The organism is Oligoflexus tunisiensis, assembly GCF_001748245.1.
GTDB lineage: Bacteria > Bdellovibrionota_B > Oligoflexia > Oligoflexales > Oligoflexaceae > Oligoflexus > Oligoflexus tunisiensis.
On the sequence record NZ_BDFO01000001.1, the window covers coordinates 5,724,514 to 5,745,946 of the forward strand.

19 protein-coding genes and 2 pseudogenes are annotated in these 21,433 nt (G+C 51.8%); 9 read left to right on the top strand and 12 right to left on the bottom strand.

What is annotated here, in order from left to right; genetic code table 11:
* Positions 1–58: 58 nt before the first annotated feature.
* Entirely contained in the window at positions 59–550 is a 492-nt protein-coding gene (gene tnpA / locus OLTU_RS23630; protein WP_141735213.1) for an IS200/IS605 family transposase, read from the bottom strand.
* A gap of 59 nt (positions 551–609) precedes the next feature.
* Here tnpA and OLTU_RS23635 point away from each other — a divergent pair, with 59 nt between their 5' ends.
* From OLTU_RS23635 to OLTU_RS23650, 4 genes are all read left to right on the top strand, one after another.
* On the top strand, positions 610–2,031 hold the full coding sequence (locus OLTU_RS23635; RefSeq protein ID WP_141735214.1) for an RNA-guided endonuclease InsQ/TnpB family protein: 1,422 nt from the start codon (positions 610–612) through the stop codon (positions 2,029–2,031).
* A gap of 128 nt (positions 2,032–2,159) precedes the next feature.
* Complete coding sequence (locus tag OLTU_RS23640; RefSeq protein ID WP_141735215.1) at positions 2,160–2,990, top strand: GNAT family N-acetyltransferase; 831 nt, start codon at positions 2,160–2,162, stop codon at positions 2,988–2,990.
* 132 nt (positions 2,991–3,122) lie between these two features.
* Entirely contained in the window at positions 3,123–3,710 is a 588-nt protein-coding gene (locus tag OLTU_RS23645) for an SgcJ/EcaC family oxidoreductase (RefSeq protein ID WP_141735216.1), read from the top strand.
* Positions 3,711–3,757: 47 nt separating this feature from the next.
* Positions 3,758–4,255 (top strand): MarR family winged helix-turn-helix transcriptional regulator, encoded by a 498-nt coding sequence (locus tag OLTU_RS23650; protein WP_176736899.1) that lies wholly within the window; start codon positions 3,758–3,760, stop codon positions 4,253–4,255.
* Here OLTU_RS23650 and OLTU_RS23655 read toward each other — a convergent pair.
* Together OLTU_RS23655 and OLTU_RS23660 are read right to left on the bottom strand one after the other, a co-directional pair.
* Entirely contained in the window at positions 4,242–5,258 is a 1,017-nt protein-coding gene (locus tag OLTU_RS23655) for an NADP-dependent oxidoreductase (protein WP_141735218.1), read from the bottom strand. The two genes, OLTU_RS23650 and OLTU_RS23655, sit on opposite strands and share 14 nt — an antisense overlap.
* On the bottom strand, positions 5,255–5,845 hold the full coding sequence (locus tag OLTU_RS23660; protein WP_141735219.1) for a DUF2239 family protein: 591 nt from the start codon (positions 5,843–5,845) through the stop codon (positions 5,255–5,257). Before OLTU_RS23660 ends, OLTU_RS23655 begins: the two co-directional genes overlap by 4 nt.
* 435 nt (positions 5,846–6,280) lie before the next feature.
* Between OLTU_RS23660 and OLTU_RS23665 the strand changes: the two genes are divergently transcribed.
* Positions 6,281–6,871 carry a pentapeptide repeat-containing protein gene (locus OLTU_RS23665; protein WP_176736900.1) on the top strand — a complete coding sequence of 197 codons (591 nt, stop codon included), beginning with the start codon at positions 6,281–6,283 and terminating at the stop codon, positions 6,869–6,871.
* A gap of 50 nt (positions 6,872–6,921) precedes the next feature.
* On the opposite strand, the gene OLTU_RS23670 is transcribed toward OLTU_RS23665, so the two are convergent.
* Together OLTU_RS23670 and OLTU_RS23675 are read right to left on the bottom strand one after the other, a co-directional pair.
* Positions 6,922–7,674 (bottom strand): hypothetical protein, encoded by a 753-nt coding sequence (locus OLTU_RS23670; protein WP_141735221.1) that lies wholly within the window; start codon positions 7,672–7,674, stop codon positions 6,922–6,924.
* A gap of 222 nt (positions 7,675–7,896) precedes the next feature.
* Complete coding sequence (locus OLTU_RS23675) at positions 7,897–8,091, bottom strand: hypothetical protein (protein ID WP_141735222.1); 195 nt, start codon at positions 8,089–8,091, stop codon at positions 7,897–7,899.
* Between the two features lie 679 nt (positions 8,092–8,770).
* Here OLTU_RS23675 and OLTU_RS23680 point away from each other — a divergent pair.
* Positions 8,771–9,340 (top strand): methanogen output domain 1-containing protein, encoded by a 570-nt coding sequence (locus tag OLTU_RS23680; RefSeq protein ID WP_218110223.1) that lies wholly within the window; start codon positions 8,771–8,773, stop codon positions 9,338–9,340.
* Between the two features lie 10 nt (positions 9,341–9,350).
* Positions 9,351–11,006, top strand: coding sequence for a hybrid sensor histidine kinase/response regulator (locus OLTU_RS23685; RefSeq protein WP_176736901.1), 1,656 nt, complete (start codon positions 9,351–9,353; stop codon positions 11,004–11,006).
* A 176-nt stretch (positions 11,007–11,182) separates the two neighbouring features.
* On the opposite strand, the pseudogene OLTU_RS33280 reads toward OLTU_RS23685, so the two are convergent.
* Positions 11,183–11,317: pseudogene (locus tag OLTU_RS33280) on the bottom strand (helix-turn-helix domain-containing protein); the annotation flags it as partial.
* Between the two features lie 116 nt (positions 11,318–11,433).
* Here OLTU_RS33280 and OLTU_RS23695 point away from each other — a divergent pair.
* Together OLTU_RS23695 and OLTU_RS23700 are read left to right on the top strand one after the other, a co-directional pair.
* Entirely contained in the window at positions 11,434–11,667 is a 234-nt protein-coding gene (locus tag OLTU_RS23695) for a hypothetical protein (protein WP_141735225.1), read from the top strand.
* A gap of 104 nt (positions 11,668–11,771) precedes the next feature.
* Positions 11,772–14,210: a response regulator gene (locus OLTU_RS23700; protein WP_141735226.1), complete on the top strand. Its 2,439-nt coding sequence runs from the start codon at positions 11,772–11,774 to the stop codon at positions 14,208–14,210.
* Positions 14,211–14,435: 225 nt separating this feature from the next.
* On the opposite strand, the gene cheB is transcribed toward OLTU_RS23700, so the two are convergent.
* The 6 genes and pseudogenes from cheB to OLTU_RS33385 all read right to left on the bottom strand — a co-directional run.
* Positions 14,436–16,394 (bottom strand): chemotaxis-specific protein-glutamate methyltransferase CheB, encoded by a 1,959-nt coding sequence (cheB, locus tag OLTU_RS23705; protein ID WP_141735227.1) that lies wholly within the window; start codon positions 16,392–16,394, stop codon positions 14,436–14,438.
* Complete coding sequence (locus tag OLTU_RS23710; protein WP_141735228.1) at positions 16,391–18,187, bottom strand: methyl-accepting chemotaxis protein; 1,797 nt, start codon at positions 18,185–18,187, stop codon at positions 16,391–16,393. Before OLTU_RS23710 ends, cheB begins: the two co-directional genes overlap by 4 nt.
* A gap of 13 nt (positions 18,188–18,200) precedes the next feature.
* The gene (locus OLTU_RS23715) at positions 18,201–18,725 is read right to left on the bottom strand and encodes a chemotaxis protein CheW (RefSeq protein ID WP_141735229.1); all 525 of its coding nucleotides are present in this window, start codon (positions 18,723–18,725) and stop codon (positions 18,201–18,203) included.
* Positions 18,722–20,461 carry a chemotaxis protein CheA gene (locus tag OLTU_RS23720; protein ID WP_141735230.1) on the bottom strand — a complete coding sequence of 580 codons (1,740 nt, stop codon included), beginning with the start codon at positions 20,459–20,461 and terminating at the stop codon, positions 18,722–18,724. The genes OLTU_RS23715 and OLTU_RS23720 overlap by 4 nt, the downstream gene beginning before the upstream one ends.
* 574 nt (positions 20,462–21,035) lie before the next feature.
* A complete protein-coding gene (locus OLTU_RS33285) occupies positions 21,036–21,245 on the bottom strand; it encodes a transposase (protein ID WP_141735231.1) in 210 nt (69 codons plus the stop codon).
* Positions 21,208–21,426, bottom strand: a pseudogene (locus OLTU_RS33385) (IS701 family transposase); the annotation flags it as partial. The pseudogene OLTU_RS33385 and the gene OLTU_RS33285, both read right to left, overlap by 38 nt.
* Positions 21,427–21,433 lie beyond the last annotated feature (7 nt).

A 21,433-nucleotide genomic window follows, 5' to 3' on the forward strand; every position in this document is an offset into this window, starting at 1 on the left:
GGCGAACGGCCAAGGTTTCGCATTAGCGAATACAGCCGCTTGATTCAGCTCCCTTGGCCTACTTCCTTATCCAGGTCTTGTCTTCGTTTCGTCTCGCGCCTGTAAATCTTTTCGATTGTTCGATATGTTTTTTCTCCGATGGCCTTCTTTGGCTCTCGACGTAAGCTTTCACAACATCGAGTGGTGCTCCTCCGCACGAGACCACGCAATAGCTTGGGCTCCAGAAATGATCGCCCCAGAGCTTTATCTTGATCTCAGGCCAGAATTCCTGGCGAAGGACATAGCTTGATTTCCCCTTAAGCTTCCCTGCAAGAGCCGATACAGCCGTTTTCGGATGGCAGGAGACAAGAAGGTGAACGTGGTCATCCTCACCGCCGAACTCTAAAAGTTCACCCTGCATCTGCTCCATCGTCTCTGCATAGACTTCTTTCAGCCTTCCGAGCATCTCATCAGTGAGAGCGCCTCGCCTGTATTTTGTGACAAAGACAAGATGAACATGATTCATAAAAATGCAGTGTCTTCCTGTCCGCCACTCAAAGTCATTCGACATAACCTTGACTCCATTTTAGCTTTTTCATAAGATAACGAAAGAAAATCGAAAGGTAAATCATGCATACAGGAATTCGGCTTAAAGCGAACGTAACAGACCACCAAAGGCTTGTTTTAAGCCAGTGGATGGGCTGCGCACGCTTTATCTGGAACAGTAAGTGTGATGAATACCGCTACCATTCGGTCTACGCACGGAAATACTGCCCTGTCGGCACCTACGCGCCAGTGGATCAGCAATACTCACAGTTCAAGAATGACGAGCTATCCCCATGGCTCTCAGATTGCCCCAGCCAGATCCTTAGAAACTCGGCAAGCAACTGGTTTGATACCTTTCAGGATTTCAAGCATGGCCGCTGCGGAAAGCCAAGAAGAAAGAAAAAGACCGGAAACGGCAGCATCCACCTCACAAGAGAACTTTTCCGGTTCGATATCTGCGCAGACGGTGTCAGAAGACTTTTCATTGGGACCAAACGCAATAATATTGGCTATCTTTCTCTGAAGCTTCATAAGTCTTTCGAGGAAAAGGCGTCCCTTTATATCAAAAAGCGGCATGATGAGTTTTGGGTTTCCTTTTGCTATGACGACGGATTGGATGACGGGGAACTTTTGTCCCAGGCCGATCACCTGAAATACCTTCGAGGCCAAACCGAAGCGTTCCTGCAAAAGCATATCATCGGCATGGACCGGGGAGTCAAAAGACCCATTCAGGCTGGCGAACAATGCTTTGACTTTTCCCCAGAGCAAAAAAGAAACATGGAGCGTTCGAGACGAAATCTTCTTCGCTACCAAAAAAAGATGTCAAGGCAGGTAAAAGGTTCCAATCGCCGCCAGAAGATCAAGGTCAGGCTCTCCAACATTCATAATGACATTGCCAATATCCGAAAGGACTTCTGCCACAAGGTATCCCGCGTTCTTGTCGATCAAAAGGATTCGAGGGTCTTCATCCTCGAAGACCTTAAAACAAGGCAAATGACAAAAAGATCCAAAGCCAAAAAGGATGATTCCGGAAGGTGGCTTAAAAATGGTGGCAAAGCCAAGTCTGGTCTTAACAAGGCCATCCTTAACGTTGGCTGGCACCTTTTCGAGGAATTTTTAAAGTATAAAGCCCATCGGGCTGGCAAAGCCTGGTTTAAAGTTCCCGCCCATCATACCTCTCAGGAGTGTGCTGTTTGCGCGCACACTCACCCCGGCAATCGCAAATCCCAGGAAATATTCCTTTGCGAAAGCTGTGGCCACACTGATAACGCCGATCATAACGCGGCAGAGGTCATCAAAAAGCGAGCAATCAGTCTTGTTTCAAACTCTGGATCGGAGTTGTCAAAGAGGGGTGTTTTATCCCTTTCTGATACTGGACGTGGAGCCACGGATAAGTCGCGGCGGGCCAAAAGCCCACGCGCTCCATGCGAAGAAGCGTCAAAAAAGAAAAGGAAACGTGCAAAGGATTTGCCTCTGGATTTTTCCTTGGAAGCCTCACCCCTTTAGGGGTGACGGTAGATCACACTTCTGGATTCCCGCGACTCGTTCTGCGCAGGATAGGTCGAGGAGCGTTTGGCTGCCGCCAACAGCAGCCTCACATTGGCATATAACGTCTATTCCAAGGAATCCTGTTCATGTATTTTTCGATCTTCCGCGATGTCACAGCCATGCCTAGGGATGTCGATGCCTTTCTGCGCCCTGATCCTCTGATCAACAACGTTCCGCTCGGCCTGCTGGAAAGGATGAGACGCGGTATCAACTTCAAGGATTATTGTCTTTTTGTGGTTCGTGACGAAGCCCATCAAGTCGTTCAGTATGCGCATCTGCTGCCCCCGAACCCGCTCTGCCTGGCGGCAGGAAACGGAATCGAGGCCTTGAAGCACGGGATACAGACTGCGGGCATTTCCTACCCCCGAGTGCAAGGCCGGAAGGAACTGGTGGAAGCGTTTTTGGACAGCGGGATGAAAGACCATCGCGTGCATGTGGAAAGGCAGGGCTTGTATAAACTCACCAGGCTCCTGCCGCATCGTCCGACCGGGGCGAGCTTCGAGCACGCGAGTCCTGCCGATTTGGAAATGCTGGTTGATTGGGCGATCGCTTTCAGAAACGAATGCAATCTGCCTGGAGCGGATCGAACGGAATCCGTCGTGCATATCAAGGAAAGAATAGACGCAGGCGATATCTTCGTCTTGCGGTATGAGGGAGCAGTGGTATCGACGGTCAGCGCGGGCCGTGTGCTTCCCAAAGGGCGTTCGATCGGTTTTGTGTACACGCCCCATGAGCATCGACGCAAAGGATATGCCGAGGAACTGACTGCGCGGGTCACTGCGTTCCTCTTGCAGAACGGTAACGAGTATTGCTGCCTCTTCACTCAACTCGACAATAAGACGAGCAACCGGATTTACCAGAACATTGGCTATGAGTGGGTCTGTGAATTTCTGTCCGTGACGACGGCGGAAAGCTGACTCCTGCCGCCAGAATTACTGTATAAATTACCATATAATTGCAGTGACTTACAGATTTATCTTAATCATTAAGATATTTGCTCGATAAATATATTAATATTTGAGATATTCTGCCCAGGAGGAAGTGATCCCATGAAAAACATCATCATAATTTCACTCGCTCTTCTCATCGTTGGATGGATTGCCTATTCGATTTATAGTGAGCTACGTTTTGCTGCCCAGTTCGCTGATAGGATTGCAGAACGGGCGCGATCGGGACCGATTCTGTATTCTGCGTCTGGCGAATCAAGTATCCAATCCCTGCAGGACCTTTACCATGGAACGCTCAAAGCCTGGTGTGACGGCAATGGAACAGCCTATGGGGCAGCGTTTACGGAGGACGTCGAGTACATCGCCTTTACCGGCGAGGTCAAGCGAGGACGTCCGGCTATCATAGCAGGGCATCAGGATCTTTTTGACAAGTGGCTCAAAGGCACCTGCCTGGTGGGAGCGATCGAAAGCATCCGCTTCCTTTCTGCAGATACTGCCGTGATCGTTGCCTTGGGAGGCACGACCTTTGATGGAAGGCAGCAACTCAGAAGGCCTTCGATCCAGACTTACATCGCCAAACGAAATGAAGAGGGATGGCTCTTTTCCAATTTCCAAAACAGCAGAGTTTCCGATGGCAACATACTGGAAATGATCGTGCTGGGTATTCGGACGAGCCTCTTGCGCATGTAGCGCGTGGCTCTTCGTCTATTGAAACTCGACAAGGGAAGGTGAAACCTATGGGACACTCAGACGGCAAGTCAGGCCATGCAGGCGAGGCTTTGAATGAGGCACAACGAGAACTTGGCACCTGGACGCTGCTCTTCCATCAGGCGATCGCTGAACGCGCCGGTCTGCATCCCACGGATCATAAGTGCCTGGATCTGATTTGCAGGATGGGACCCATCACCGCTGGTGAGCTGGCTCAGTTGGCTGGACTGACGACGGGCGCTGTGACGGCCGTCGTCGATCGTTTGGTGGAACGTGACCTCGTTGAACGGAACTATCAAGCAGCCGACCGTCGCAAGGTTTATTTGCATGGACAGCTGGAGAAGGCCAGCGCACTTTTCTCGCCCCTCTTTGCTTCCCTTGGCAAACAAATGAATGCTCTCTACGCCGACTACACCGAGGCGGAGCTGGACCTCATAACTGGTTTCACAAAGAGAGCCTGCTCCATACTTGAGAAGGAGGTGCAGAACATGAACAGCAGGCAGCGGACCGGGGTTAGACAAGTTTGATCAGCTGCTTGCCGAAATTTTTGCCATCAAACAAACCCTGCAAAGCGTCAGGAGCGCTTTCAAGACCCAGTTTTATGTCCTCCGCATATGTGATCTGGTTGGTGTCGATCCATTTTTTTATGTCGAAAAAGGCTCGCGGAAACTCCGATAAGTAATCAAGAAAGATAAACCCTTCCATCCGAGCCCTCTTGAAACCGAGTTCCATATAGTTCCGTGGCCCCGTTCCATAGTTGTCCTGAGAGTAGCCAGAGGATATGCTTCCTGAAATAACGATGCGCGCATGGTTCGCAAGGTTTGCCAAAGCCGCTTCGAGTGTCGTCCCTCCCACATTGTCAAAAACCACGTGGATTCCATCCGGAGCCAGGCGCCGCAGTTCGTCTTCAAGATGGCCTGACTTATAATCGATGCAGGCATCAAAATTCGCCGTTTGCGTCACCCATGAGCACTTCTCCGGCCCACCGGCAGAGCCGATGACTTTGCAGCCGCGAATTTTCGCAATCTGACCGGCAATCGAACCAACGCTTCCGGCTGCGCCTGAGACAAACACAGTTTCACCGGATTTTGGTTTGCCTATCTCCGTCATTCCAAAATAAGCCGTGAGTCCATTGACTCCCAAAATGCTCAGCATGGCCTTTGGATCGATGCCATCGGGTATTGGGTTCATTCCAAACAGTCCGCCTTCACCGGCAATGGCAAAGTTCTGCCAGCCCGTCATTCCCGCAACCCAGTCACCCACCTTATAACGATCCGAGCGCGAGTCCACGACGATGCCGACCCCACTGCCCCGCATGACTTCCCCGATGGCGACAGGGGGCATATAGGTTCGCTTTTCATTGAGCCATGTGCGTTGAGTGGGATCGATTCCAAGCCACATCACTTGCACCAGGGCTTCACCGTCCCGTGGGACAGGTCGCGGACCGTCGATCATTTGAAAATGGTTGGGATGGATCCTTCCAAGCGGTCTTTTCTTGAGAATGATCTGTCGATGCTCTCGATTTTTCATTGGGCCCTCGCACTGTCGCTCATGGCGACCTCACCAATTTTGAAAAGATGCTTACGGATATCTTCTGGCCAGGCGAGCGTTAGGGTCTCAAAGAGTGCCTTATTCCTGGCATAGAAGGCTCGCAAAGCCTCCTCAAAATGGGGAAGGTTCCCTGCCATCGCAGTCATGAACTTGTAGGTCGCTTCCTGGGATTGGCGGATCCTATCCTGATGAGAGTTGGCCTTTCGCGCTTCCTCGACAAGCTTCCGAAGCGTGACCGACGCTCCTCCCGGTTGCAGGGCAAGCCATTCCCAATGACGAGGCAGAAGACCGATTTCACGAGAGACGACACCAAGTTTTGGACGACCTGGCCCGGGCTTTTCGCTTTGGTTCTCCTTATTTCGACTCAGCCTTTCAACAACTTCGTCGGCAGAGCCACGAAAATCAATCTCGACCTGCGCGCTCGTCAGGTCATCGAAAATAAGAAGCGAGCTGTCCGGGAATTTATCCAGATGAAGCTTCGCTTTCCTAGCCACTTCCAGGACATCGCCTTCCGCAATCTTGCTTGTTCCAACAAAGGCCGTACAGGGTCGATTTATGGTTTCCATAGGGTCTCCTTCAAACTTTCTTAGCCCCTATCGGTTTATACCCGGGTTTTATTTAGAAATCAATTGTGCCCGGGTTTATTTTTATGCCTGGGTTAAATTATTCCCAATAAAATCAGTTGATTATTAACCTAGCGCCCGGGAGATTGGAGAGTTTGACGCTGCGTAAGGGTTCATTGAATTCTCAAACGATGCCTGGTTTATTCCGATAATGATGCACGACGAGGAGAAGCCATGTTCCAGCCTGTATTTGCGTTCGTAATTCTCGCTCTGGCAGCACAAGCCTGCTTGTTCCCGAAATCCAAGGGGAAAAATACAGAGGAAGGCATTGCTTCCGAGAATTCAATCTATCCGGCCCTTCGTGGTTGTACATATTGGAGAATCGCCGGGGACTGCTCCCTCGCATCGTTACCGAAAGGATTGAATTCCATCGCAACCATGAGCAGTGGACAGGACCTGGAAGGCATCCTCTATTCTCCCCAAATACCTCAGGACCCACAGACCCTGACGAATCTTTGGGTGACGGCATCCTGCCTCTCGGAGGACAACTTTGCTGATTGGAAATGGGAGCGCACCGTTTTTCTAAGAAGTGAGATGGTGCTCAGCGAATTTCTCCGTTCCAGCTGGCAGGAGTCACGCCTTCTGGATTCAGACTTTCGCTTTTCCGACTTTGAGTCTTCCAGTCTGAGCGAAGTCCTCATGGAAAACTCATGTCTGGTCAGGACGGACTGGAGATCATCCCGATTTGAAAACGTTCAGATTGAAAATTCCATAGCCGAAGAGAGTGATTTTTCTTCCTTGATGAGCACGGGCCGTTTTGAGTTCAAACGAGGCAGCCTGGTCGGTGCCGACTTCAATAGAGCGAACTTTGCTGGCCCCGTGGACTTCAAGGACACAGACATGCGCGAGGCGGATTTAACCGGCGCCGTGTTCCAGGACACAGTCAACTGGGAAGGAGCCCAGCTCAGCGGAGCTATCTGGATGGACGGGCGTGTTTGCGCTGAGGGATCTGTTGGCAGTTGCGACTAAAAGTTCCTTCAAAGAGCATGCCTATGAAGATCCCACACGCGCGCGCCTGATCAATTGCCCGCGGTCTCGCTTTTCTGAGGCAGACTCTGGAGCACCTGGCCTTTATCACCGAGAAAATTCAGGACCGGGCTGCCGTCCTCGTTTACCATCATCATGATGCGCGGCCGGCCTTTGGCATCGGCAAGGACAACGGCAGGATTTTTACTGCGGGACCGCCCGACGAAGAGGCGCGTCGTCTGGCGTCCGCCGGCTTCCTCAAACTTCTTCAGCAAAGCCTCCTTTTCTGGGCCTTCTGGGGCTTTCTCGTAGGCTTCCCACAGCGGACCATAATCTTTGATCAGACCTCGATCGTAGACCATCAATCCGGTTTCCATGGTGCCGCCGGCTTCGTAATGGCCGATCGTGAGCTGTTGATCACCCCCGAAACGATCCATGGAGAAATGCATACCGGCACTGGGTTGTCCTGACTTGCCCAGCTTGCCGTCGAAGATCAGGCCACCATTCTCATCACCGATCTCATTGTAGAAAATTAGCCCTGGGCGGGCAGGACCTTCGCGTTTGACCACCTTGCCGCCAAGCACCGGCTCCGGAATACGCAGGCGATTGGAGATGACCAGCTCTTTCCTGCCGTCGGGCATGATGATGTTGATGCGCTCCACGTCGATTTCAGTGAATTTCTGATGGGTCAGGTTGGACTTGGCTGCCAGGAGGACGAGCGATGCCCCGGTCAACGTACCTATGAAAAGCAGCTGTTTCAAACGACGATTTTGCTTCTGAAGCTCGACAATAAGATCCTGACTCATGGTTCCATACCTCCCCGTTGGCCCCGTTTTCGGGAAAGTTTTAACATGGAGGATGGGGCTCGACCAGTCCGTAACATGATGCACACTATACGGCACCTCACCCCTGGCCATGTCTCAAGTAGCCGGGGGTTTTCAAAGGGATGCGGTATGACGATAGCCGATTGCCATTTTGACGAGAAACAAAAAGGGACCCCATGAGGTCCCCAATTTACTGGCATTGTTTCACTTTGCAGGACAACCATCCACACCACGGAGCACCACTGCATCATAGGCTCCATCCACATACGCTACACAGTAATCTGGATAAACAGTCAGGAGACGCTTGGGCTTGCCACAGTGGTGGTTCGAGGCACCGCCAACGAAGTTCCCGTTCGAGTATTTGTTACAGGATGAACTGTTGGGTTGTCCGGTCTCCATTGGCGATTCCCATTTGCACTCTTCACCCGAGGCTTCGGTCGATGGCTGCCCAGAAGTATCTGATGCGGCAGGACAGTCCTCATCTCCGGCAAGTATGAATCCAAGATCAACGCCGTCCTCATAGACCCGACAAATGCCAGTATCAATTTCAAGGATACGTTTGGGCTTTCCGCAGAAGCTGTTGGCAACAGCCTCACCAGCCGAAGTATTCCAACACCTATGCAGCTCCTCCCACCATTCATATGACGCCGGGCCCGTATTTTCGCGAGCCGGGCAATCCGCTTCGCCTCGGGAAGGGTTTGTTGTGAACTCACCATCAACGAAGATGGAACAGGTTCCTTCCTCAACCTTCAGATAGCGGGCTGGCTGACCACTATAAAAGCGAAGTCCTCGCAGAGCTTGAATCACTCAAGTTTCATAGCAAGAAGCTGAGGCGGGAATACTGGCTTCTAGCTCGGGAGGCTGAATTCCAGCAGAAGATGATCGACATGTACAAGGCGATGCAGGGGCCTCGCACTAACACACAAAATAGCCCTGCCTCAAGCTGTCTATTGCGGGTTGGCGAGGTGGGTCATCCTTTCTACCCAAATAACAGGGTAATTGTCTGAATTTTGTATTAAGATAAAAATCAGGGTTATTAGACTGACGACGACAAGACATTGATCCGGAGGATTTTGCTATGGAAACTGAGGCAACGGATTCAGTTGAACCTAAGAGCCGTGCTCCTGCAATTCCGGATCTGTCCGAGCTCCCAGTCCCACTGGAGCGAGACGTCTTCGTCAGAACACTGCTGCGTCATTTAGCTGGAGCTCTTCAGGATGTGGTTGGACTTGAGGAAGCTGCTGGCTTTGTGAGCATAGTCGGGCAAAAAATCGGTGACGAAATCAACACGGCTTACCGCGGCGCAATGCAAATCGACAGCCTGTCCAAAGAGCAAGTGGCGGCTGTCTGTGTTGATCTGAAGAGGCGTATCCAGGGTGACTTCTTCGTTCTCGAAATGACCGACGAGAAGATTGTATTCGGAAATCGAGCGTGTCCCTTTGCCGAAAAGGTCATCGGGCGGCCATCGCTCTGCATGATGACCTCAAACGTGTTTGGGTCAATTGCAGCGGAAAATCTTGGCTATGGCAAAGTCGTGATCGATGAGTCCATTGCGAAAGGTCACGACGGATGCCTCGTCACGATTTACTTGAAGCCTGGAGATGAAACGCGGACCAAAGAAGGACGCGAATACTTTAGAACAAATTGAGGGCTCCCATATGACGCCCGAGATCTTCCTCTCTGTAGCACGATTTGCCACCCTTCCGATGCTACTTGTAGACGGCGACGGCAGGATTCTCGCGGTCAATAGTGCTTGCAGTGTTGAGTTGGGACTTACCAATCAAGAGATCGTCGGCACGCATCTCTGGCAAATCATCTCTGCGCCTAAAGCTGATGTATGTGCATTTCTGAAGAGCGCCAGCCGGTCGTCAGACCTTTATCCGGCAAGGTTTCCACTGAAGGAGAGCCAGAACTCCGACGCCGCCGATTTTATCTTTGAGGGCGCGCTGGTGGCATTTTCTGAGTCAATCAGCGCTCGGCGGATCCTCGTGCGTTTTCAAAGCAAGCGTGAGCTTCGCAGAGGCTTTATTGCACTGAATCAGAAGATTGATGAACTAACCGCCGAGATGGGTCGGTGTAGGCTCCTTGAAGAAGAGCGCACGAAGCTCCTTCAAGCTGAGCAAAAGGCCAGGCGTGATGCAGAATATGCAAGCAGGGCGAAAGATGAATTTCTCGCCGTTGTATCGCACGAGCTAAGAACTCCGATGGGCGTGATCAAGGGGTGGGTCGACCTCTTGAGACAGGGGGATGTAGACCCGTCGGAGTACCATGAGGTCTTTAAGATATTAAGTCGCAATGCTGAAATGCAGGTCCAACTCATAAGCGACTTGCTTGACGTTTCCCGCATTATCACCGGAAAACTCAGCCTCGATATAAAGCCCGTGACGTTTTCTTCGGTGATAGAACGCACAGTCGAGTCACTCAGGTTTGCTACCGAAGCCAAGCAAGTGAAAATCTTCGTTTCGATCAATCCAGCGACTGGTCCAATCTCAGGCGACATTGATCGCTTGCAGCAGGTGGTCTGGAACCTCTTGATGAACGCTATCAAGTTTAGCGAGAAGGGAGGCAAGATCTTTTGCTCGCTAGATCGCAAAGGCTCACGCGTCGAGTTTACGGTGGAAGATCAGGGCGTCGGAATCGAATCCTCGTTTTTGCCTCATGTCTTCGAGCGGTTCATTCAAGAGGATGGAAGCCACACGCGGAAACACGGTGGTCTTGGGCTCGGCCTGGCCATTGTCAGGCATATCGTAGAACTCCATGGTGGGACCGTATCGGCTGCAAGCAAGGGTAAGGGCCATGGCGCAACTTTCAACGTAAGCTTTCCTCTTCTTGCTGTAAATATTGGCACGAAAATCTCAGAAGAGACCTCCGATGCAGACACAACTCAACAATCTGGTCCCGCACCAGGCAAATCAACCACACGGCGCAGAGAAGAACTCGTGGGAATTCGTGTCGTCGTAGTGGATGACGAGAAGGACACTCGGGAACTCATAGCTCAGGTACTTAGGCGGTTCGGAGCTGAGGTCATGTTAGCGTCAAATGTTCGCGAGGCACTCGATAGGCTAGCAGATGGGCCTATCGACGTGCTGATCAGTGATATAGGTATGCCCTTTGAAAGCGGTTACGACCTCATTCGGATCGTCAAGGAACGCGACCAGCTAAACGGAACAAAAACACGGGCGGCAGCTTTGACCGCATTCGCGACCTCGGCGGATCGCGCCCAAGCTCTAGCTTTGGGATTTGAAGAGCACCTATCAAAACCCGTAGAGCCACACATGCTCGTCAAGACAATCGCCCACCTTGCCGGACGATAACTTCAATCAGAGCTGAGGTGATATCGGGGAGTGGCAAGGATTCATGCGAAAACCCAACAGCTTCTCTGAGGAACTTAGAGCCAAAGGATGACAGGCAATTGAGCCAATCATAGATTGGTCAACGGTTTAAGGCTTTATACTCAGCCACATTCTTGATGATGCTTCGGTTCGGGCTATCAACAGCGGATTTTTTCACGATCGTGATAGTTGGAGAAAGACTTTCTGGATATCTGCATCTGCTCGCAAATATCGACTACCGAATGTTTTCTACTTTCGTACAGGGCGAGCATCGTATCAATTTGCTCTCGATTGAGGGTAAGGGGTTGAGACTAACCATCTGCCATAAGCATTGCAGATTTCGGACCCAAGGGTAGAGTGACCAAGTTCTCTTAGGTATTCAACGCCATTTCTCGTGAAGAGGTTGAACATGACGCGCAAATGGCTGGCTGATGACCTCAGTACGAGGAGAAGAGAAATTCTTGCGAACTGGGAAAAGGTCGTTCGAATCGACGTGGACAGCGCCCGCGTTCAAAGCAGACTGACTCTTCTCGATCGACTGAACCTCGCGCTAGATCCTCACTCGCCCGTCACTAAGCCTTGTGACGAGTCGGTGTTGTGCGTCTTTCATGGCACACCGCGCGCCAACCTTCGCGCGGTGTGAGAAGGTGGCGAACTTTGCCCTATTGACCAATTCGTTTGGGAACAATGGTAACGTAGTTCGCAATAACATCAAATTGGCTTCATTATCGGACGAAGGCAGCTCACATGACATACCAATCGGAAGTCGAAGCGACGAATATTCTCCTCGTGGACGACATTCCAGCAAATCTCATTGCCCTTGAAGCAATCCTGAAAAGACCTGACTACCGCCTGGTGTCGGTAACTTCAGGTCGCGAAGCATTTGAAAAGATGATGCATGAAGAGTTCGCAGTCATCCTTCTCGATGTCATGATGCCGGAGATGGACGGCTTCGAGTTCGCGCGGCTCGTCAGAGAAACCGAGCTTGTTCGCATCACGCCGATCATTTTCGTTACGGCAGCGGCTCGCGAGACCTTTGCTCGCGGCAAAGGCTATGCCCTCGGCGCTGCCGACTACCTTGTGAAGCCCCTCGACACAGAAGAGGTGAAGGCGAAGGTTTCGGTCTTCGTCGAACTCTACCGCTCCAAGCGAGCGCTTGCCGTGCTCAACCGAGAACTCGAAAAACGCGCATCAGAGAAAGCACGTGAGCTTGCTGCCAGCAACGAGCGGTTTCGGCTATTTGTAGAGGGTGTCACGGATTACGGCTTTATCCAAATGGACAGTCGAGGCCGGTTCATCACCTGGAACGCGGGCGCGGAGAGGCTCCTCGGATACGCAGAGAACGAAATCATCGGTCTACCGTTCGAGAAGATCTTCACTCTAGAAGATGTCGAGGCTAAGGTCCCCGAAAGAGAGCTTGCCATCGCTCGACAGCGTGGACGTGCAGACGATACCCGCTGGCACCAGAAGAAGGACGGCAGCCGTTTTTGGGCACACGGAATCACAACCGCTCTCTTGGAGCCCGATGGGACTGTGCGTGGATTTGCGAAGGTTCTGCGCGACTACACCGCAGCGAAGTGCGCAGAGGATCGTCTCAAAGAAAGTGAGAACCGCTTTCGAATGATGGCGGAAGCGTCCCCGCAAATTGTTTGGACGGCGGAGCAGTCAGGCACCGTAGACTACATCAATCGGCGATGGTTCGATTTTACAGGGACACCAGAATATACGGATAGCGGGAAGTGGGTCGAAGCCATCCATCCCGACGATAGAAGTTCGACCGAAGCAGCGTGGCGGGCGGCGTTGGATTCTTCGGGATTGTTTGAGAACGAGCATCGTCTTCGACGCCGCGACGGCATGTATCATTGGTTTCTCTCTCGAGCCGTCGCCTTGTATAACGGAAACGGAAAGGTCTACCGCTGGCTCGGAACCTCGACTGACATTGATGAGCAGAAGCGTCATCAAGAGGAGCTTAGCCGGGCTCGCGAACAGGCTGATGCAGCCAATCATGCAAAGAGCACCTTCCTCGCCAACATGAGCCACGAGATCCGAACACCTCTAAATGCCATCCTTGGATTTACTGACCTGCTTCTGAGACCCAACCTCGACGACGAAGAGCGCAAAGAATTTGCAGCGACCGTTCGTCGCAATAGCAGCCTTCTTTCACAACTGATCGACGACATCTTGGATCTGTCGAAGGTGGAGTCGGGCAAGCTCGTGATCGAAAGTATTCCGTGCTCGCTGACGAATTTGCTTTCGGACGTGAGAGCGGTCCTGAGCCAGCAAGCGCGAGAGAAAAAGATCCAGTTCGTCATTCGGTCAGATGGTCTTGTCCCCGATCGGATTACCACGGACCCGACACGCCTAAAGCAGATTCTTCTCAACCTGGTTGGAAACGCCATCAAGTTCGCCTCCGAGGGTTGCGTCGAGGTTTTGGTCAAAATGGATAGTCACTCTGGCAAAGACGGGTCGTCAAAAATTTTGTTCGTAGTTAAGGATACGGGCTGCGGGATCAGCAAAGAGGGAGCGCAACTGCTTTTTCAGCCGTTTTCCCAAGCTGATGCATCCACAACGAGGAAGTTTGGCGGCACTGGCTTGGGTCTTGTGCTGTCGCGACATCTAGCGAGATCCATGGGCGGGGATGTCGTTCTGACAGAAAGTGAGCCAGAGGCTGGCTCGACCTTTACAGTAACCATTGACCCCGGCACGACGAATGGAAGCACGGAAATTCAAGAACTGTCGCGGGAACAGAAGGCCTGCAGTCAGCGCGACGAAGAGCATCCAAAGCGCCTCAACGGCATTAATGTCTTGGTTGTAGAGGACTCGCCTGACAGTCAGCGCCTGCTCGGTCGCGTATTGCAAAGGAACGGTGCGTCCGTTGAAATAGCGACTGACGGGCAACAAGCCGTTGAGAAGGCAGTTAATGGTCACTTCGATGCGATATTGATGGACATGCAGATGCCAGTTCAGGATGGGCTTGAAGCGACCGCAGAGCTTCGCCGTCGCGGCTATAGGCGTCCCATCATAGCTTTGACCGCCCACGCCATGCGAGAAGAGCGCGAGAAGGCACTTCGTGCGGGCTGCGACGACCACCTAACCAAGCCCATCGACATGGGTGAGCTGGTGATGAAGGTCTTCGAGTTCTCGCAGAAGCGCGGAAAGTTCGCAGGATCTCAGCTTCCACACTAAGGCTCGATGGAAGCTCTTCACAGCATCTGACTGGTCGCAATCAGATGTCCAAGTCTTTGCTGGTGGGTCGCGGCTGGCGAGACGGCTCCATGCCCTGTAAGTAGCCAAGTAAAGGCTCTTTCACTCATTTCGGGCCTTCCTGTCCCAAGCTGCCTCCAATTACGAAAACCAAGTGCTGCTGGCGGCCTACTTGCGCGCAATTGAGGCTGACGGTGGAGTTTCGGTTCATGACTTGATCCATTCCAGAATCTGCGCAGCCATGGACTCCAAGGGACAAATCTTGTCAGCCGCCCCGATTTTGATTGCTTCCTTGGGCATACCAAAAACTATGCAGCTCGCTTCGTCCTGCGCCATGGTCCGGGCACCCATTCCTTTCATGGCCAGGAGACCTTGGGCGCCGTCGCTGCCCATCCCCGTAAGGATGATGCCAATGGCAGGCGCCAGTCCCGATTCAGCAACCGATTTCATTAAGATATCGACCGAGGGTTTGTGTACAGTTTCAGATTCTCCGGACGAGATTTTAATGACAAAGTCCTGATTCACTCGCACCACTTTCATGTTTTGGCCCCCTGGCGCTATATACACAGTTCCCGGAGCAATAACGTCGCCGGCCGCGGCCTCCTTAACCACGAAGGGACAAAGCAAATTCAGTCGCTTTGATAGGAGATCGGAAAACCCCTTGGGAATATGCTGAGCGATGAGAATGGGTGGAATCGCTTCAGGCAACCCGCTGAGCAGACGTCGCAATGCTTCTGTACCGCCGGTTGAGGAACCTATCACAATGCATTTGATTTTACTGTTCTGGCGTACCGTTCGAGGTTTATGGCCCCGGGGTCGCACGATCGAAACAGGAAAACGACTGACTTTAGCCGAAGCAGCTGCAAATATTTTTTCCCGAATCGCCTGGGCTGTACTTTGAAGCTCATCCTTGGAGGGCTTTTGTATATAATCTATCGCACCAAGTTCCAACGCTTCAAGAACATGGTTCCCTTCATCTACTTGAAGTGAGCTTATCATGACGACTGGATGCGGGTGCTTCGCCATAATGAGCTTGAGCAGGGCAAGCCCATCGATGTGAGGCATGGAAATATCGAGTGTCGTCACATCAGGTTTTAAAGCCGCGATTGCCTGTAAAGCCTTGCGGGGATCCGTTACGCTATCAACCACCTGGAGCTGACCAGACCCTTCAAGCAAATGCTTCAGGAGCTGGCAGACCGTCTTCGAGTCGTCAATAATAAGGGCCCTTTTCCGGCCTTGGCTGCGATGTTCATGAGTCTTGCCAACGAACTCGACGCGTGCATGACAGCTGGCTGGCGGGATCATGCGATCTTTCTGGCTCCGGGAGAAAGGCTTCTGATAGAGTGTCGGTCGGAGGTGCACCCACTCCTCTTGTGTCTGCGGCAAAGACTCGGCATGGCCGGTAATTAGAAGGCCTCCAGGCTTAAGTGCTTTGAAAAAGGAAGCAAGAACTTTTTGAACGGCTTCATTGCTGAAATAGATAAGCACATTTCTGCAGAAGATCAGATCGAAGTGACTCTCCCAGGGGACAGTGCCTGAGGTGAGATTGAAATGACAGAATTTGATTTTGCTTTTTAAATGCGACGCGACTCTGATCCAATCGGCAATCTCTCCACTCCCGCGCTCAAAGTATTTCTGGAACTTCTGCGGAACATCAGTCAGGCGGCTGAGAGCATAGACGCCATTACTGGCGGCAGCCAGAGCAGTTGAGTCGATGTCTGATGCGGTGATTTCAAAGGCCAATCTGGAGCCAAGAGATTCACGGAGCACCATCGCCAGAGTATAGGCCTCTTCCCCTGTTGAACAGGCTGCTGACCATATCCGGAAAGGAATCCCAGGAAGTTCCCTTAAGTGCTGGGGAGCAATCTCATCGACAAGCATCTCGAAATGCGCGGATTCACGGAAAAAGCCAGTCTTGTTGGTTGTGACCCGATTAATTACGTCTTGCCACATCGGATCATTATCTGGAATGCGGGCCAGGATGGAACCATAGGCCTCCCAACCATCCAGACCGAGTGACTCCAAATGGGCCCGGAGCCTGGACTCAAGGAGGGCTCTCTTTCCGCGGCCAAACACAATCCCGGTTTTCCGCTCAATCGTTTTCTGAAGGAATTGGAATGTTCTCTCGTTGAGTGGGCCGATGATCCGTCTTACCTTTGGAATCATACCGCGCTTTCAAACCTTGAGTCATTGGCCTTGGGAGCATTCTCGAAGCCGACGGCTGGTTTGGTATCGGATTCCCGCCGCGAGAAAGCCGTGCCCGTAGAATGGTCTTCGGTTTTAGCGGTCCGCCGCAATGCTAAGATGTTATGGCCGTTGGAACGCCCCCCCCTGGAGCTGCCATTCTTAGGGCTGCGACCCGTAGTTGATTTACTGGCTGACCCGGCCGGTGCCTGGCCCATCGTTGCGATCAACTCAGCCACCACATCCTGCAAGGTGGCCGCCTGGCGCGCGAGATTATCGGCAGATCCGGCTGCCTGCTCTGAAGTGGCTGCGTTGCGCTGTGTGACTTGGTCCATTTGACTCATACCGAGGTTGACTTCTTGCGCACCTTTGCTCTGCTGCTCAGATGCGACCGCGATCTCACCGGCCATCTGAGTTGCTTTTTCAACACTTCCTACAATCTCAGAAAGAACTTCGTCACAGTCCTTGACAAGCTGCATGCCTTCCTCCACGCAGACCCGCCCCTGCCCGACCAGGTGCTCGACCTTGCTCTTGGTTTCGCCAACTATGCTCTCCACCTTCTGGACACTGCCGTCCAGCAGGGACGTGATTTCCTTGGCTGCATTTCCGCTCAACTGAGCAAGCTTACCAACTTCCTCGGCTACCACAGCGAAACCCTTGCCGTGCTCTCCGGCTCGTGCCGCTTCAACCGAGGCGTTAAATGAAAGTAGTTTGGTTTGAAAGACAATTTCGTTGATGACTTTGGTCTTGTTGCCGATATCGAGGATGACTTTCACAATCTCTGAAATGCGTTGATTGCTTTCGGTGATCTGACTCATGATATTGCCATTGCTGCTATTAATGGCTTCCATTGCACGAATGACTTTTTGAATTGAGCTTTTACCTCGTGCTGCATCGTCCTGGCTACGAATCGAGATGTCTGCCGAGCGCTTGGCCGTTTCAGCATTTTTACGTACAGTCGTACTCATTTCCTCCATGGAAGCGGCCATTTGCTCCAGCGATGCCGCGGACTCAGTCGTCGACCGGGAGAGGTCCTCTGATGCTGCCGCGATTTCCTGGGAGGCGTCGCCAATCTGAGTCGCTGCTTCCCGCAGCGGGTCAATCAGCTCATTGACTCCGTTGACCGTCTTGGAAACGGCTTTTGTGACGAAGAAGAGGAGCACCAAACCAACGGCGACTGACATACTGAGACCCAAGGCAATCCACCCATACGTTTCCCTGGCTTTTGACGTATTGGCGAGCAGGCGCTTTTCCTTGAGTTCCTCCTCAACGCGCTTGCCTTCACCGACTTCCAAGCGCAGCTTATCGATGAGTTTTTTTCCCTTCGCCTGCTTTAGATACTCAGTGAATTCTTCCTGATTGGTCGTGCCCGAATCGAAGCTTTTTCTGGCTGCCATCTCGTCAGCTGCGACCGTTTCGAGCCAATCTTTCTTAAGATCTGCAATCCTCTCAAATCTTCGCACTTGCGCCGGGTTATCCGACACCAGCTCCTGGCCTTTGATGATGACCCTGTCGAATTCATCCTTGGATATCAGGTAAGGTTCCAGGAACTTTTCATCACCGGTCATAAGAAAGCCGCGCTGACCGGTTTCCATGTTCACGATATGAATCAATGATTCATCAAAAACATCCAGGACGTTCTCGGTGTGATCGATCCAGTTCTGAGAATCGATCAGGGAACCGACATTGGTATATAGGATTATTCCTACGGCGCCTGTTAAGAGAGCTGAGGTCAACGAGGACAAAAGAACCTTTACGGTCAGCGATAATTTCATACGAGCGTTCTCCTTATGGTGCCGCAATAGGCTTGTTGTTTACTGCTGTGATTCGTAAGGCTTTCAGCTCGTGCGGGGCGATCGTCTCCCCAATATCGAGCAAAAACACAAGCCGGTCGTCCTTATGAATGATGCCCGTGATACAACCGGGTTTGTCCCGCACGTCGAAATCTGGCGGGTGAATATCGGCGTCATGAACTCCCAGTACGCTGTTCACCGCATCGACGATGACACCAAGAGAAAGTCCATCTATACAGAGGATTATGACCGCCGTTTCTCCTGCGACCTGGGTCGCCTCCATTTTGAGCATGGTTCTCAGGTCAATGACGGAAACCACCTGGCCACGCAGATTCATGATGCCGCAGAAATGCGAGGGCATATAAGGTACCGGCGTTATATCGGGAAGCGCAATGACTTCCCTGACTTTCACCAATGCAATGGCGTATTCCTCAGATCTCAGGCTGAAGTTCAGAAGCTTGTAGACTTGATCTGCCTTTTTGGGATTCGCACTCTCCATTGACAAACCTTCATTGGTCATCCCACTGCCTCCTTGCTCATTTTCTGAGTGGCTGGTTGAATCCGAATTCCGCTTTTTGCAATCATGTCGCTAAAGTCGAGGATGAGTGAAGGCCTGCCGTCCCCAAGAATGGTTGTTCCAATAACTCCTGGCACACCTTCGATGTCACGCTCAGGGTTTTTGACCATAATTTGCTGCTGGCTTACGATGTCATCAACCATCACAGCAAAGTTGGACCCGGATTCCGAATTCGTAATCATTGCGATTGATGGCCAGACTATAGGGCCTGTCCGTCTGATTCCGAGAAGCTGGGTCAGACGAAAAATTGGCATTGCCCTTCCGCGTATGTTGATAAGATCCTGTTTGTTCAACGCCGTCTCGATACTCTCCATTTTTATCGGTACAATTTCCTCAACGGTTGCGAGCGGAATGACAAATCTTCGTTCATCTTCATTTACAATCAACGCGTCGACGATGGCCAACGTGAGGGGCAGAAGGATCCTGAATGTGGTCCCCTGGCCGAGGATCGTTTCGACCTCAATTTCACCCTTGAGGTCTGTAATATTGGTTTTGACAACGTCCATCCCAACGCCTCGCCCCGAGATGTCAGTGACACAAGATTTGGTGGAAAAACCAGGGAGGAAAATGAGGTCGTACGCCTCCTCTGCACTCAGACTTGCGTCCTGCGGAATGATTCCTTTTTCCTTGGCATTTGCGACTAAACGGACTGGGTCGAGGCCTTTTCCGTCATCAGCAATTTCGATGACCACATGGCTTCCGGAGTGTGAAGCTGTGAGCATGATTTTTCCTTGCGGCTCTTTGCCGGAAGCCTGACGTTCTTCAGGGGACTCAATCCCATGGTCAATGGCGTTGCGAACCAAATGGACCAAGGGATCGCCTATTTTCTCAAGAATGGTCTTATCGAGCTCGGTGTCGTCACCGCTATGAATGAAATGGACCTCTTTTTGAATGGAGTTGGCTGTATCGCGCACAATTCTTTGCATTTTTTGAAAAACAGGGCCGACGGGAAGCATTCTAAGGCTCATGGATAGTCCCTGGACTTCTTTGCAAGTCTTTTCCGATTGATCAATGGTTCTCAGAAGGAGGGGATTCGTAATTTCGTTTTTATGCTGGCTGAGAAAGGACTGCAAAATAACGAGTTCCCCGATGCTGCTGATGATGCGATCGAGCTTTGGCAACGCAACCCGGATGGACTCGTCTATCTTTGGACTATGGACGGAAGGATTGCCAGCGGTTTTGGCTTTGTACTCTTCGTTAGGCGAAGAAGGTCGAGATTCGTAGGTGAAGAGCTGGAATCCCGAAGAGTGCTCTTCTGCAGTTTTTCGAGGGGCTTCAAGGTCGCCTTCAGGCATTTCAACGGCAGCTTTGGTGATATCACCCATTAGAACGCCGATGTCTATCTCTGTTGAACCATATTTTTTGTAGTCTTGAACCAACGATACGAGGCAATCGTTACACCGCAGGAGAAGATCGATGATTTCGCGAGTTCCGGGGATGACTCCGCTCTTCAACTTCATGAGGAGCGATTCAAGCTCATGGGCGAGCTTGGCAATATCGTTGAAGCCGGCGGCTCCCGCCGATCCCTTGATACTATGAACCAGTCTAAAGATGGCATCGATCGCTGATGCACTGACTCCAGACGCCTCCAAACTCAGAAATTGCTGTTCGTTCTCATCGAGAAGGTGATCTGCTTCGTCCAAAAATGTAGTACGAAGAGACTTTTCGAAGTCGTCCATAGGTAATCTTCCTCGAGCGGTATCACGGCCATAAGTCGATTCTACGAGGGCACCGCTGAGGATAAAATGGGCAGGATTTGCATGCTTTTGGCATTTGCCCCGCGAAGAGTTTACACAAGGTCAAGGACCTATTAATTACAATGTTCAATAATAATGTAATCTCACCCAAAAGCCCGTTCGAATCATAAGCAGAAATGTTTATCTCGGCGTTTTGGTGCCTGAGCTGGCCTCAATCAGACCCCTTCTTGAGTTTCTCGACGTGCAGGGTTGGTCAGCCGGAACGCGGCGGCCGCCATGTCATGGGCCCAAAAGGTCCCTAGACCGGGGTCGGATCTCGACGCTGCCCCTATCGTTTCACTTGGTGCATTCTTTGAGCTGACAGGAGCGTGGCCAGGGCTTCGAGAGCAGGACTGATATTCCGGCCTTTTTGTGGAGCAGATTCATGAGTGCTCTGCGTATGAATCGGCCGTATCCCATTCAGGGACAATGCCGCGATCGAATGCTCACTGAAGCATCATCCGGGCAAGCTGCTGCTTGGTCCTGAATCCCACCGTGAATGGTACTCCGACTGATCTTAATCTACTGGGGTCATCGGCCTGGTTGAGAAAAACTCCGACCTGGCAGTTTCAATTCTACCGGCAGTACCACTGTATTGTCTGCCAACGCCTGCAGAGTGCATGCCTTTCTTTAAAAACCCTGTCTCGTCCACCGACGGAATTACATTTTGATCTGCCAAGCCCATGGAGTACTTTTTCGGCGATAGGTTTGCGCAGCTTCTCGACATCCCAGACGGCGCGACCAAGCAAATGCTGAAATCGGTAAGGGTTCTGAACTCCGGCTGCTTCCGACATCTGCCAGGAGGTCTTCCTTACGGAGTCACCGATTAATGCTTCAATAAATGCATGAGCGGAAGCTCGGGCTTCGCTGCGAGCGTGAAAGCAGGACAGGGGTTTTACTCTTCCCAAGTGGCAG

Excerpts from the sequence above, each read along its gene's own strand:
- OLTU_RS23670 (WP_141735221.1), bottom strand. The coding sequence starts at position 7,674 with ATGAGTCAGGATCTTATTGTCGAGCTTCAGAAGCAAAATCGTCGTTTG.
- OLTU_RS23640 (WP_141735215.1), top strand. The coding sequence starts at position 2,160 with ATGTATTTTTCGATCTTCCGCGATGTCACAGCCATGCCTAGGGATGTC.
- OLTU_RS23720 (WP_141735230.1), bottom strand. The coding sequence starts at position 20,461 with ATGGACGACTTCGAAAAGTCTCTTCGTACTACATTTTTGGACGAAGCA.
- OLTU_RS23710 (WP_141735228.1), bottom strand. The coding sequence starts at position 18,187 with ATGAAATTATCGCTGACCGTAAAGGTTCTTTTGTCCTCGTTGACCTCA.
- OLTU_RS23680 (WP_218110223.1), top strand. The coding sequence starts at position 8,771 with ATGGAAACTGAGGCAACGGATTCAGTTGAACCTAAGAGCCGTGCTCCT.
- OLTU_RS23645 (WP_141735216.1), top strand. The coding sequence starts at position 3,123 with ATGAAAAACATCATCATAATTTCACTCGCTCTTCTCATCGTTGGATGG.
- OLTU_RS23675 (WP_141735222.1), bottom strand. The coding sequence starts at position 8,091 with ATGGAGACCGGACAACCCAACAGTTCATCCTGTAACAAATACTCGAAC.
- OLTU_RS23650 (WP_176736899.1), top strand. The coding sequence starts at position 3,758 with ATGGGACACTCAGACGGCAAGTCAGGCCATGCAGGCGAGGCTTTGAAT.
- OLTU_RS23655 (WP_141735218.1), bottom strand. The coding sequence starts at position 5,258 with ATGAAAAATCGAGAGCATCGACAGATCATTCTCAAGAAAAGACCGCTT.
- OLTU_RS23685 (WP_176736901.1), top strand. The coding sequence starts at position 9,351 with ATGACGCCCGAGATCTTCCTCTCTGTAGCACGATTTGCCACCCTTCCG.
- cheB (WP_141735227.1), bottom strand. The coding sequence starts at position 16,394 with ATGATTCCAAAGGTAAGACGGATCATCGGCCCACTCAACGAGAGAACA.
- OLTU_RS23635 (WP_141735214.1), top strand. The coding sequence starts at position 610 with ATGCATACAGGAATTCGGCTTAAAGCGAACGTAACAGACCACCAAAGG.
- OLTU_RS33285 (WP_141735231.1), bottom strand. The coding sequence starts at position 21,245 with ATGTCGAGAAGCTGCGCAAACCTATCGCCGAAAAAGTACTCCATGGGC.
- OLTU_RS23700 (WP_141735226.1), top strand. The coding sequence starts at position 11,772 with ATGACATACCAATCGGAAGTCGAAGCGACGAATATTCTCCTCGTGGAC.
- OLTU_RS23715 (WP_141735229.1), bottom strand. The coding sequence starts at position 18,725 with ATGACCAATGAAGGTTTGTCAATGGAGAGTGCGAATCCCAAAAAGGCA.
- OLTU_RS23665 (WP_176736900.1), top strand. The coding sequence starts at position 6,281 with ATGAGCAGTGGACAGGACCTGGAAGGCATCCTCTATTCTCCCCAAATA.
- tnpA (WP_141735213.1), bottom strand. The coding sequence starts at position 550 with ATGTCGAATGACTTTGAGTGGCGGACAGGAAGACACTGCATTTTTATG.
- OLTU_RS23695 (WP_141735225.1), top strand. The coding sequence starts at position 11,434 with ATGACGCGCAAATGGCTGGCTGATGACCTCAGTACGAGGAGAAGAGAA.
- OLTU_RS23660 (WP_141735219.1), bottom strand. The coding sequence starts at position 5,845 with ATGGAAACCATAAATCGACCCTGTACGGCCTTTGTTGGAACAAGCAAG.